This is a genomic window from Xanthomonas sp. BRIP62415, from assembly GCF_003993515.1.
GTDB lineage: Bacteria > Pseudomonadota > Gammaproteobacteria > Xanthomonadales > Xanthomonadaceae > Xanthomonas > Xanthomonas euroxanthea.
This window is the reverse complement of the sequence record NZ_QEZH01000028.1, coordinates 245,818-257,477: the sequence shown is the minus strand read 5'-3', so window position 1 is coordinate 257,477 and position 11,660 is coordinate 245,818. Positions and strand designations below refer to the sequence as shown.

Below are 11,660 nucleotides of genomic sequence, written 5' to 3'. Positions count from 1 at the left end.
CAGCGCTACGCCGGCGCCGGAAGAACCCGGCTTACTTCAAGGTCAGATAGAACGCAAACACAATCACAAGGACGACGATCAAGCTGATGGCGACACGTCCCCCACGCAACTCCACCAAGGCATGCCACCACACACGTGCTTCCGAGGTGCCGCTGGCGGCTTGCGGCTTACGACTGCTTTCGCTGTCCTGCATCCTGAGTACTCTCATCTCCATCATGTCATCCCACATCCTAAGCATCAGACGTTACACAAGTGTGGAACGATTCAGAATCTTCCGTAAATTGCGGCATTGCGTGCATGTTTGCCCCGACATCATCGCAACGATCGCCCGATGCACAGTGGCAATGGGAACTCGCCGAACGTAGACCTTTGGAAAGGATGCAATCGATTGCTGACGGGTGCTCACCGCTGCGCTATGACTTGAATCGCCGATGCACACTGCAGACGACACGACCTGCATGCGCAGCATGTCACGGCGCAAACGAAGCTGACCAGTTAAGCACGCGCTGCTGCAATTGGGCCAATAGTCGGGTTCGATGATCATCCGTTGACACAGCCACGGTTACCCTGCGTGTCAAGTTTGTTTAACCCGGACCACGCGAAGTCATGAGCAGAGACCCATCCGTCATCGATGTACAGGCCGAAATCGCGCATTGGCAGGCGCGTCACGCGCAGGGCAACCTGGGCGCAGGCAAGTTCAGCGAATTGTCCCCGGTGGTGAAAATGGCCTGCGATATCTATCTGCAGGCACCGCGTTCGAGCGATCAGGAACGTCTGCGCCTGTTTCGCGACCGCCTGGAGCATCACTTCATTTCATCCAGCACGCAGTCCAATTACGAGCAGTTGGCGACCGATTGCTGGCAGCGGTTAGGCAACCGCAATAGTTGAGCAAGACCGTTCCTCATTGGAGAGCATCATGAAAACCCCGTATCAAGTGCAGCAGGAGCTGGAGCGATTGGAGCGGTTGGTTCCGCACATCGTCAGCGACCAGGGCGACCGCGCGGAGGACATCCTAGGCTTCCATGTCGCCAGCTTGCTGGGCAGTGCCCCGGCCAGCGAACACGCGTTGATTCGCGAACGCACCGCACGCATGGCGCGCGTGTGCCGCACCGCGCAGGATACGGTGCGCACGCCGGCCAGATCGCTGGGCCTTGGGGCAGTCGCCCAGCCACAGCTGGCCTGATCGGCAGGCACCGGTCCACGCATCACCGGAGCCGCGTAGCGGCTCCTTTGCATTTCACCGTCGGCAGTGTTGGCCGCCTCTTCCCAGGACCTCCATGAAATCCCTTCTTGTCGCGACATCGCTCCTCGCCATGCTGTCCCTTACCGCCTGCGATCGCCCCGGCGGCGATGCATCGCGGACTGCGCCGGCCGTGTCCCCCGAACCGACTGCTGCACCGGTCTCCGGGACTGGCGCCACCGAACTGGCCAAGGGCGACGCCGCCGTGCTGGGCGTGTTGGTGGCGCTGGATGAAAACGAGATCGCGCTGGCCAAGCAGGCCATTGCCCAGGATCTGGGCGGTGCGACCGATACGTTCGCCAAGCAGCTGCTGCACGACCACGAAGCCAACCTGGAAAAGAGCAAGGCGCTGGGTGCCACCGACAGCCCCCGTGCCGATGCCATGCGCGCCAAGGGCAAGGCCGCAGTGGACGCACTGGCAAAGACCGCGACCCTGCCCGATGGCAAGGACGCCTACCGCAATGCCTTCATGCGCACGATGGTCAGCGACCACGGCGACACCATCAAGATCATCGACTCCGAACTGCTGCCCGCCGCCGAAAGCGCGCCGGTCAAGCAGCACCTGGAAGAAAGCCGGCGCGTGGTGTCGGCGCACTTCGAGCGGGCCCACGCGGTGTCCTCCTCGCGCTGAGCCTGGCGCACCGTCTGCAAGCACCCAACGCGCCGGCCTGTCCGGCGCGTTGGCGTTTGGGCCTTGCCGATCGAGCGCGCTGTCCACCCGGCCGCCGTCCTGGCGCCACGCGGCGACCGCCACGCATGCGGCAGCGACTTCACCCTGCAGCAGGCAGCGCTGGCCTATCGTGCCGCATCGATTCGGCGCAGGAGTGTCCCCATGCAGTTGCTCATCACCGGCGGCACCGGCTTCATCGGCCAGGCCTTGTGTCCGGCACTCCTGCAGGCCGGGCACCAGGTCAGCGTGCTGACCCGCGACCCGCGCCGCGCCGGGCGCAGCCTGCCCGGCATTACCGCGGTGGACACGCTGGACGGGGTGCGGGCCGATGCGGTCATCAACCTGGCGGGCGAACCGCTGGCTGCCGGTCGCTGGACTGACGCGCGCAAGCAGCGCTTCCGGGCATCGCGCCTGGGCATCACCGGCCAGTTGCATGCCTGGATCGCGCAGCAGCCGGCCGAACAGCGCCCGTCGGTACTGATTTCCGGCTCGGCGGTGGGCTATTACGGCGAGCGTGGTGACAGCGTCCTGACCGAGGCAGACCATGCCGGCGACGATTTCTCCGCGCAGCTGTGCCGCGACTGGGAAGCCGAGGCGGCCAGCATCGCCGCACTCGGCCCGCGCGTGAGCTGGGTGCGCACCGGCATCGTGCTCGACCGCGACGGCGGCGCCCTGGCCCGCATGCTGCCGGCGTTCCGTTTCGGTGGCGGCGGCCCGTTCGGCGATGGCAGGCACTGGATGAGCTGGATCCACCCCGCCGACATGGTGGCCTTGCTGCTGTGGTTGCTGGACCACGGCGAGGGCGGTGCCTACAACGCCACCGCACCGACCCCGGTCACCAATGCCGAATTCGCGCGCACCCTGGCCCACGTGCTGCATCGCCCGGCGCTGCTGGCGTTGCCGGCCGGCCTGCTGCGACTGGGCTTTGGCGAGATGGCCGAGCTGCTGCTGATCAGCCAGCGCGTGCTGCCACAACGTGCCCTGGAGGCCGGCTTCCGCTTCCGCTATGTGCGCCTGGACGAGGCGTTGCGCGCCATCCTGCAGCACTGACCCGCGCGTTGCCCGGGCGGGGCCTTGCACACAGGGCGGGCCGCCGGCCGCCCTGCGACGGCCGGCGGCCATGCACTAATATTTGCCTAACGACCATCCCCGACAGTGCTGCCGATCTCGGACTGGCCCCGGGCCCGGCGGAACACCTATGCACCTGCTCCTTGTCGAAGACGACACCATGCTGGCCAACGCGATCTGCGATGGCGTGCGCCAGCAGTCCTGGACCATCGACCACGTCGGCAGCGCCAACGCCGCCAAGACCGTGCTGGTGGACCACCGCTACACCGCGGTGCTGCTGGATATCGGCCTGCCGGGCGAATCCGGGCTGACGGTGATCCGCTTCATGCGCGGCCATTACGACGCCACGCCGGTGATCGCACTGACCGCACGCGGGCAGCTCACCGACCGCATCCGCGGCCTGGATGCCGGCGCCGACGACTACCTGGTCAAGCCGTTCCAGTTCGACGAGCTGATGGCGCGGCTGCGTGCGATCACCCGGCGCAGCCAGGGCCGGGTGGTGCCGCTGCTCACGCAGGGCGATGTCTGCGTGGACCCGAGCAGCCGCAAGGTCACCCGCGACGGCAAGTGGGTGGCGCTGAGCGCGCACGAATACCGCCTGCTGCTGGCGCTGATGGAACGCGCCGGGCGCGTGGTCACCAGGGATCAACTGGAAGAAGGCGTCTACGGCGGCCCGTGCGAAGGCGGCAGCAACATGATTGCGGTGTACGTGCACCAGCTGCGCCGCAAGCTGGGCGATGCGCTGATCTCCACGGTGTATGGCCAGGGCTACATGGTCGGCAAGGCACCGGAATGAAATCGCTGCAGGCGCGCATGCTGGCGGCGCTGGCCGCAATCGTGTTGTTGAGCTGGTGCACCTCCCTGTGGATCCTGGTCGCCCTGGTCACCCAGGGCCATCACAGCGTGTTCGAGCAGGAACTCAACATCTTCGGCGACCAGCTGATCGGCGCCCTGCCCGACGCGCTGGAGCACCGCTTCGATACGCAAGCCGAGCCGCAGGCTGCGCTCGACGCGCGCGCGTCGAGCGGCAATGTGTCCTCGCGGATGAGTTTCAAGCAGACCCTGATTGCGATGGTGCTCAACACCGTGCAACTGGGCGTGCTGGGCCTGCTGGTGTGGTGGGCGGTACGCACCGCGCTCGCGCCGCTGCGCGCCATTTCCAGCGCCATTGCGCAGCGCACCGGGCTGGACACCGAACCGGTGCCGCTGGCGCAGGTGCCGGAGGAGATTCGCCCGCTGATCGGCTCCTTCAACTCCCTGCTGGCCCGCGTGGAAAAGACCGTGCAGGCCGAGCGCGATTTCGTGGCCGATGCGGCGCACGAACTGCGCACGCCGCTGTCTGCGCTGCATGCCTATGCCGAGGTCGCGCTGCGTGCGCCCACGCTGGAGGCCAAGGACGCGGCGCTGCAGCAGCTGCTGGAAACCGCACGCCGCAGCAATCGGCTGGCTGCGCAATTGCTGGATCTGGCGCGGCTGGATGCAGGCATCAGTTCGGCGGCGTACCGGCAGGTGGACATGGGCGAGTTGATCTCGCATGTGCTGGACGAATTCAGCGTGCAGGCCGACGCCCGCCACATCACTCTGCAGGTGGAGGCATCGCCCTGCCTGCTGCGTTGCGACGTGGATGCGGTGGGCATCCTGATCCGCAATCTGGTCGACAACGCCATCCGCTATGGGCGCCTCCACGGCACGGTGGAAGTGAGTTGCGGCTACTGCCTGCGCGCCGATGCGCTGCATCCGTTCGTGCAGGTCGGCGATGACGGCCCGGGCGTGCCGGAAAGCGCACACGCGTCCATCTTCGAACGCTTCTACCGGGTCGCCGGCAGCCAGGTGCAAGGCAGCGGGATCGGGCTGTCGCTGGTGGCCGGTATCGCGCGCCTGCACGCGGCCACCATCGAAACCTGCGAAGGCCACCAGGGCCGCGGCCTGTGCGTGCGCGTGGTGTTCGCCGGCGAAGGCGTGCGCCGCACTGGCTGAACGCAGGCGGCGCGCGGCGATCGCCTATCGACTATCGACTATCGCCTGTCGTTATCGCCCAAGCCAATAAGTTTCCAACACCCACTGCCTACAGTGCACTCACCGCATGCATCCAGGATGCCTGGTGATGGTCAACTCGATCCGTTCCACCCCGCTCGTCCCCGCCGCCGTCGCGCTGTTGGCACCACACGCGGCCGCCAACGACAGCGCCATCCCTGCCGCCGTCGCCAACGCGGCACTACGGGAATTCCGCTGTGGCCGCACAGGCACGCGCAATCGCGACATCTGGCGCGCACTGCCGGATATCCGTAGCGCGCGCCAGGCACGCCGGCTGCAGCGCTGGGCCAACGGCGGTGTGTTGTTCACTGCCGCCGCAGTGGTGTTTGCGCTGGCGGTGGCCAGTTATCTGATGCATTGAGCGCGCGGCTCCGCTCGCGCGTGCTCGTCCCTATCTGCTTCCTCTCCAGGTATTTGCCCATGTCGTCGCATTCCCTTGTCCGTTGCTGCGCGCTGCTGTTTGTCGGCGTGACGCTGATCGGTTGTGCCAGTACGCGCCCGATGCCGTACAGCCAGTTGCCATCTTCAAGCTATCTGCGCCCGCACGTTGGCAGCCGCGGTGACCGCATGCCGTACGCCTACCAGGGCGCGGTGGATTGGACACGCTACCGCGCCGCACTGATCGAGCCGGTCAGCATCTATCGCGGTCCCGACGCGCAATTCGAAGACGTGCCCGAGCAGGACAGACGCATGCTCGCCGATTACATGCAGCAGGAGTTCGGCAATGCGATCGGGCAGCGTTGGCAACGCGCGACAGTGGCCGATCGCGACACCTTGCGCGTGCGCATCAGCCTGACCGGTGCCAAACCCAGCAAGCGGGTGCTGGGCACCTTCATGAAGGTGGATCTGGGCGGCGGTTCCTATAACGCGGTGCAGGCCGCACGCGGCAAGGAAGGCGCGTTTTCCGGCTCGGTCAGCTACGCGGTGGAAATCTTCGACGCGCAGAGCAACCGCCTGCTCGCCGCCTACGTCGAAAAACAGTACCCGAGCGCAATGAACATCAAGGCCAGCCTGGGCGCCTACGACGCTGCGAAGGCGGGTATCCGCAAGGGCGCCGAGCAGTTGGTCAAGGGAATGGATTAGCTGGGATTCGGGATTCGGGATTCGGGATTGGAATCGGGAATCGGGAATCGGGAATCGAGAATCGAGAATCGGATTATCGGAAGCGATGGCTTCTAGTTTCCTTCTCCCACCGGGAGAAGGTGCCCCGCAGGGGCGGATGAGGGTACGGACCAGAGGCCCAATCCAGCCCAGATGTCAGATTCGATCACCTGCCCGATCACAGGAGCACAGCAAGACCGCGGTCGCCGGGTCACCGATCAACCCACGAAAAGGCCGGCGCCGTACGGACAGCGCCGGCCTTTGTCAGTTTGCACGGCCCACGTGTTGTCAGCGGGCCATGCCCTCTTGGCGCTGCAGCCTCAGCGCGTGACCCGCTTGGCCGCCTTCTTGCCGACGGCCTTGCGGGCGGCGGTGGTCTTGGCCACGGCGCGCGTGGCCGGCGTCTTGGTGACCTTGGCGGCCTTCTTCAAGGTGGTCTTGGTCACCGCCTTCTTGAGCGGCACCTTTTTCACTGCAGCCTGCTTGGTGGCGGTCTGCTTGGCCACCGGCGCCTTCTTGGCGGCGGGCTTGACGATGGTCTTGGCGACCGGCTTCTTGACCGGGGCCGACTTGGCCACCGCCTTCTTCGCTGCCGCGCGCGCACCCACCGTGGCCACCGCGCTCTTGCGCGCCGCGCTCTTGGCGGCCGTCTTGGCACTGAGCGCCGCCGCTTCGGCCTTGGCATTGGCCTTGGCGGTCTCCAGCTTCTGCCTGGCGCTGGCCTTGCTGTTGGCCAGTTTCTGTTTGGCAGCATCGGTGGTGGTGCTCAGCTTCTGCTTGGCCGCATCCTTGGTGGAGGCGAGCTTCTGCCTGGCGGCAGCACTGGTGGCGGCCAGTTTGTCCTTGGCGGCCGCTTTGCCCGACACCAGCGAACGCTTGGTCTTGGCCACGCTGCGCTTGACCGCGGTGGCTGCATCGCCAGCTTTGTCGACGACGCGCTGTTCGACCTTGACCACGGCCTTGCGCGCCTTGGCGACGCCGGTCCTGACCTGCGCCGCCGCCGTGCCGGCCGCGTCCTGCACGCTGGCCACCGCGTCGCTGGTGGTGCTGGCGATGGTCTCGCCCAGTTCGGTGGCCGTGCTCTTGACGCTCTCGACAGCGTCGGACAGGGTTGCCGTCACACCATTGCCGTTGTTCATAGACCCTCCTTAAGGGCGTCAGTGCGGAAAACGCGGGCGATGCGCAGCGGCATGCGTATGCTGAACAGGCATCGGATCAAGCGGACGCTACGCCGGGCTCAAGCGGCTGTCAACGCAGCGCCCGCAAGGGATCTGCTGCGCTTTCACCAGGCGTTAAATTGCCCGCTGGCACTCTCGTTCAGCTTGATTTACGCAGCCAGACGCCCTATTCCTCTTCCACCGCGTAACCCGGACTTCGTTGCATGCGCCCGCTGCCTACCTTGCTGACACTTTCCCTGGCCGCTGCCTTCGGCGGTTTTGCCGCCACCGGCATCAATGCCTGGATGGACAACCGCGCCGAGGCCACACCGGCCGGCGCCGCCACCACCTTCAGCCTGCCGGCGGCTGCCGCGTTGCCGGCCGCCGTGGCCGGGCAACCGGTGCCGTCGCTGGCGCCGATGCTGCAACAGGCGATGCCGGCGGTGGTGAGCGTCAACACCAAGCAGGTGGTGCGCGTGCGCAACCCGTTCTTCAACGACCCGATCCTGCGCCGGCTGTTCCCGGAGATTCCACAGGACCGCATCAATGAATCGCTGGGCTCGGGCGTGATCATCGATGCGCAGAAGGGCTACGTGCTGACCAATCACCATGTCATCGAAAACGCCGACGACGTGCAGGTCACGCTCGGCGACGGGCGCACGGTCAAGGCCGATTTCATCGGCTCCGATGCCGATACCGATATCGCGTTGATCCGCATCAAGGCCGACAAGCTCACCGACATCAAGCTGGCCGACAGCAATGCGCTGCGCGTGGGCGACTTCGTGGTGGCGATCGGCAACCCGTTCGGCTTCACCCAGACCGTCACCTCCGGCATCGTCTCGGCGGTGGGTCGCAGCGGGATTCGCGGGCTGGGCTACCAGAACTTCATCCAGACCGATGCCTCGATCAATCCAGGCAATTCCGGCGGCGCGCTGGTCAACCTGCAGGGCCAGTTGGTGGGCATCAACACCGCCAGCTTCAACCCGCAGGGCAGCATGGCCGGCAACATCGGCCTGGGCCTGGCGATCCCCTCCAACCTGGCGCGCAATGTTGTCGAGCAACTGGTGACCAAGGGCGTGGTCGTGCGCGGCACGCTCGGGCTGGAAACCCAGAACCTCACCCAGCAGATGCTGCAGGGCCTGGGTGTGGATTCGTTGCGCGGCGCGCTGGTGACGCGCGTGTTGCCAGGGTCCGCCGCGGCGGCCGCAGGCGTGCAGCCGGGCGATGTGGTGGTGGCGGCCAACGACCAACGCGTGGACAGCGCAGAGGCATTGCACAACTATGAAGGCCTGCAGGCGGTCGGTAGCGCGGTAAGGCTGGAGATTCGCCGCGATGGCAAACCGCTCACGCTCACCGCGACACTGAAGGAGCAGGACCGCGCGGTCACCGGCGACATGCTCGACCCACGCCTGGGCGGCGCCACCTTCGTGGATCTGCCCGAATCGCTGCGCCAGTCCGGCATCACCGGCGTCATGGTCAGCGAGGTCAAACGCGGCGGTCGTGCCGCAGCCAATGGTCTGGTCACCGGCGATGTGATCGTGGCCAGCAGCGTGGGCGAGTTTGCCGATCTGGCCAGCTGGCGCGCCAATTTCCAGCGCAAGCCGCAGCAACTGGTGGTGCGCATCCTGCGTGGCAATGCGCAATACGACGCGTTGATGCGTTGACATGGCGTGCACTGCCCTCGACCTGCACTAACACCTCCTACACCGCAGCGATGCTATTGCTGCACCACGCCCGCATGCTGTTCGCGGCTGCCATCAATGACCGAAGGAGATATCGCATGAGCCCCACCAATACCGACCAGCTGAAAGAAAACCTGAGCGAAGCCAGCACCCACCTGAAGTCTGCCGCCAGCGCCGCAGGCGAAGCCGTCAAAGGCGCCACCAGTGCTGCCGGCGACGAACTCAAGCTTGGTCGTGCCAACGTCAAGGCAGAGCTCTCCGATACCGCACTGGCCGGTATGGCGGCTGCCGAGTTTGGCGGCGCCGCTGCCAAGGAGCAGCTCGACGTGCTGGTCAGCAAGGGCAACGACCTGCTGGAAAGCGCGACCGATCTGATCCGTGAGCGGCCGTTGGCTGCGTTCGGTGTGGCGTTTGCGACCGGCTGGATCATTGCCAAGCTGGCACGTAGCAACGACAACTAAGTCGTGAGCGATCAGGCCTCCACAGCTGCCGCCTCCGACGCGCCCAACGCGCGGCCGGAAACGCCAGGACTGGACGAAAGCGTACGTGCGGTCGGCGCAGCCGGCCGTGCGACGCTGGGCTCGGCCAAGGACACCAGCCGGGCATTGCGCCGGCTGGTGTCGGCCGATTTACAACTTGCACGCAGTGCCTTCGGGCGCGGACTGGCCTGGGCATGCGTTGCCGTGGTCTTCGGCGCCTCGTCGTGGCTGTTGCTGGCGGGTGCGATCATCGCCCTGCTGCAACGCGCGGGGCTGTCGTGGTTCCAGGCGATGTTTTTCACCGCGTTGGCCAGCCTGTTGGTCACCGGCATCGCGGCGTGGCGCGTGTTCTTCTACTTCGACCACACTGGCTTGAATGCAACACGCCGTCAGCTGGTCAAGCTGGGCATCTTCGATGACAGCAGCGACGACGACGATGCCCATGCATCGGCTGCCACTGGAGCACGTACATGAAGTTTGGCACCTTGCGTCAGCGCGTCGATCGCGCGGAATTCCTGGTGGAAGGGCGCGCACAGGAAACGCGCCTGCATTGGGGAGAACTGCGTGACACCTGGCGTGCCGGATGGTCCCCGTTGCGGATCATGGTGGTCGGGTTCGGCCTGGGTTTTGTCACCGGCCGTAACGAACCGCAGGCGGCGCTGGGCAGTATCGCCAGCAAGCTGGGCGGTATCCCGAAAATCCTGCAGATGATCAGCACGATCTCTGCGCTGTTCACTGCACATCGTGCGCAGGAAGCCTCCGAGCAGGCAGAACGTGCCGCCGACAATGCCGAAGAGGTCGCTGCCGATCCACCGGTGACGGTGGTGCAGGCACCGGTTGATCGCGCCGCATAATGACGACGGTCCCGGGCCATCGCGCGGGATCACGCTGCGCAAGGTGTGCCACCCAGTACACGGCAGAGCCCGCCACTGACATCGTTCGGGCCTGACATCCTGCGCACACCCTCTGTGCGCGGTGTTGACACGTTCGGCTGATAATGGCGCACCGCTGGCAGCATGCCAGTCTGCTGCCAGGGCGCGCATGACTCTTCCCGTTGATTCAATGGATGCTGCCGTTGCGGCAGATTCGCTTCCGCCGCCACCGGCACCGCGCCCGCGCGCACCGGTCTCGTTGGTGGTGCTGGCCACGCTGGCGGTCGGTTACACCCTGTGGGCGGCACAGACGATCATCCTGCCGGTGATGCTGGCAGCGTTTTTTGCCTTGATCGGCAATCCCATCCTGCGCGGTCTGCGCAAGCTGTATATCCCGCGCTTTCTCGGCGCCTTGATGGTGTTGTGCCTGGGCCTGGCCGCGACCGTGGCGCTGGCTGCGCAGCTGGCCGGGCCGGCAGCCGAGTGGGTGCAGCAGGCGCCCCGACAGATGCGCCAGATTGCGCGCGACGTGCGCGATTTCACCAAGCCGATGATGCAGGCCAACCAGGCCGCGGAAAACTTTGCGCGCGCCGCCGGCGGCGACGGCCAGCGCAGCGTGCAGATCGTGCGCACGCAGATGGACGACCCCTACAAGGCGCTGGTGCGCACGCCGAAACTGGCCGCCTCGGTGCTGGCGGTGGTACTGCTGACGTTCTTCTTCATGGTCTACGGCGAAAGCCTGCAACGGCATGCGATTGCGTTGCTGCCCAATCGCCAGCAGCAACGCTTCACCACCGAGATCATGTTGGACATCGAGCGCGAGGTCTCGCGCTACGTGCTCACCATCAGCGTGATCAATACGCTGGTCGGGCTGGTCTTTGCCGGCATTCTCTATGTGCTCAAGATTCCGCTGCCCGAAGCGCTGTTGTGGGGCACGGTGGTGGCGCTGCTCAATTTCGCACCGTACGTGGGTCCGTTGATCGGCGTGATGCTGATGCTGCTGATGGGCTTTGTGGAATTCCGCACCACCTTGTCGGCAATGCTGCCGGCGATCCTGTATCTGGCGCTGCACACCATCGAGGGCCAGGTGGTCACTCCGATCGTGCTCGGCCGCCGCATGGCGATCTCGCCGCTGATGCTGATCCTGGCGCTGATGCTGTTCGGCTGGCTGTGGGGCATGATCGGCCTGCTGCTGGCGGTGCCGCTGCTGGTCTGCATCAAGATGGTGCTGAGCCGGGTAGAGGGAATGCAGCGCTGGGCCAGGCTGCTTGAGTAGCCGGGATTGGAGATTCGGGATTCGGGAATCGCAAGAGCAGTGAAGCAGCCCGCCAAAGCGTTGCTCTACCCATTCTCGATT

15 protein-coding genes are annotated in these 11,660 nt (G+C 65.8%); 13 read left to right on the top strand and 2 right to left on the bottom strand.

Going from position 1 to position 11,660, the window contains the following annotated elements; all coding sequences use genetic code 11:
* Positions 1 to 31: 31 nt before the first annotated feature.
* Entirely contained in the window at positions 32 to 193 is a 162-nt protein-coding gene (locus tag EO141_RS13810) for a hypothetical protein (RefSeq protein WP_164739213.1), read from the bottom strand.
* Positions 194 to 606: 413 nt separating this feature from the next.
* Here EO141_RS13810 and EO141_RS13805 point away from each other — a divergent pair, with 413 nt between their 5' ends.
* From EO141_RS13805 to EO141_RS13770, 8 genes are all read left to right on the top strand, one after another.
* A complete protein-coding gene (locus tag EO141_RS13805) occupies positions 607 to 888 on the top strand; it encodes a hypothetical protein (protein ID WP_104584871.1) in 282 nt (93 codons plus the stop codon).
* 28 nt (positions 889 to 916) lie between these two features.
* The gene (locus EO141_RS13800; RefSeq protein ID WP_164739212.1) at positions 917 to 1,183 is read left to right on the top strand and encodes a hypothetical protein; all 267 of its coding nucleotides are present in this window, start codon (positions 917 to 919) and stop codon (positions 1,181 to 1,183) included.
* Between the two features lie 94 nt (positions 1,184 to 1,277).
* The gene (locus EO141_RS13795; protein ID WP_127169472.1) at positions 1,278 to 1,871 is read left to right on the top strand and encodes a DUF4142 domain-containing protein; all 594 of its coding nucleotides are present in this window, start codon (positions 1,278 to 1,280) and stop codon (positions 1,869 to 1,871) included.
* 201 nt (positions 1,872 to 2,072) lie between these two features.
* Entirely contained in the window at positions 2,073 to 2,960 is an 888-nt protein-coding gene (locus EO141_RS13790; protein ID WP_127169471.1) for a TIGR01777 family oxidoreductase, read from the top strand.
* Between the two features lie 148 nt (positions 2,961 to 3,108).
* Positions 3,109 to 3,774, top strand: coding sequence for a response regulator transcription factor (locus EO141_RS13785; RefSeq protein WP_104584865.1), 666 nt, complete (start codon positions 3,109 to 3,111; stop codon positions 3,772 to 3,774).
* Positions 3,771 to 4,955, top strand: coding sequence for an ATP-binding protein (locus EO141_RS13780; RefSeq protein ID WP_127169470.1), 1,185 nt, complete (start codon positions 3,771 to 3,773; stop codon positions 4,953 to 4,955). Before EO141_RS13785 ends, EO141_RS13780 begins: the two co-directional genes overlap by 4 nt.
* 127 nt (positions 4,956 to 5,082) lie before the next feature.
* Positions 5,083 to 5,373: a hypothetical protein gene (locus tag EO141_RS13775; protein ID WP_119129984.1), complete on the top strand. Its 291-nt coding sequence runs from the start codon at positions 5,083 to 5,085 to the stop codon at positions 5,371 to 5,373.
* A gap of 59 nt (positions 5,374 to 5,432) precedes the next feature.
* Positions 5,433 to 6,095: a DUF3313 domain-containing protein gene (locus EO141_RS13770; RefSeq protein WP_127169469.1), complete on the top strand. Its 663-nt coding sequence runs from the start codon at positions 5,433 to 5,435 to the stop codon at positions 6,093 to 6,095.
* Positions 6,096 to 6,433: 338 nt separating this feature from the next.
* On the opposite strand, the gene EO141_RS13765 is transcribed toward EO141_RS13770, so the two are convergent.
* Positions 6,434 to 7,252, bottom strand: a complete 819-nt coding sequence (locus tag EO141_RS13765) for a histidine biosynthesis protein HisIE (RefSeq protein WP_127169468.1) — start codon at positions 7,250 to 7,252, stop codon at positions 6,434 to 6,436.
* A 242-nt stretch (positions 7,253 to 7,494) separates the two neighbouring features.
* Here EO141_RS13765 and EO141_RS13760 point away from each other — a divergent pair, with 242 nt between their 5' ends.
* The 5 genes from EO141_RS13760 (at position 7,495) to EO141_RS13740 (ending at position 11,579) form a co-directional block, all read left to right on the top strand.
* Positions 7,495 to 8,934: a Do family serine endopeptidase gene (locus EO141_RS13760; RefSeq protein WP_104584857.1), complete on the top strand. Its 1,440-nt coding sequence runs from the start codon at positions 7,495 to 7,497 to the stop codon at positions 8,932 to 8,934.
* Positions 8,935 to 9,050: 116 nt separating this feature from the next.
* Positions 9,051 to 9,413: a hypothetical protein gene (locus EO141_RS13755; RefSeq protein WP_006450942.1), complete on the top strand. Its 363-nt coding sequence runs from the start codon at positions 9,051 to 9,053 to the stop codon at positions 9,411 to 9,413.
* A gap of 3 nt (positions 9,414 to 9,416) precedes the next feature.
* Positions 9,417 to 9,905: a hypothetical protein gene (locus EO141_RS13750; RefSeq protein WP_104584855.1), complete on the top strand. Its 489-nt coding sequence runs from the start codon at positions 9,417 to 9,419 to the stop codon at positions 9,903 to 9,905.
* Positions 9,902 to 10,285 (top strand): hypothetical protein, encoded by a 384-nt coding sequence (locus EO141_RS13745; protein ID WP_119129794.1) that lies wholly within the window; start codon positions 9,902 to 9,904, stop codon positions 10,283 to 10,285. The genes EO141_RS13750 and EO141_RS13745 overlap by 4 nt, the downstream gene beginning before the upstream one ends.
* Positions 10,286 to 10,472: 187 nt before the next feature.
* On the top strand, positions 10,473 to 11,579 hold the full coding sequence (locus EO141_RS13740; RefSeq protein WP_104584851.1) for an AI-2E family transporter: 1,107 nt from the start codon (positions 10,473 to 10,475) through the stop codon (positions 11,577 to 11,579).
* Positions 11,580 to 11,660: the final 81 nt, after the last annotated feature.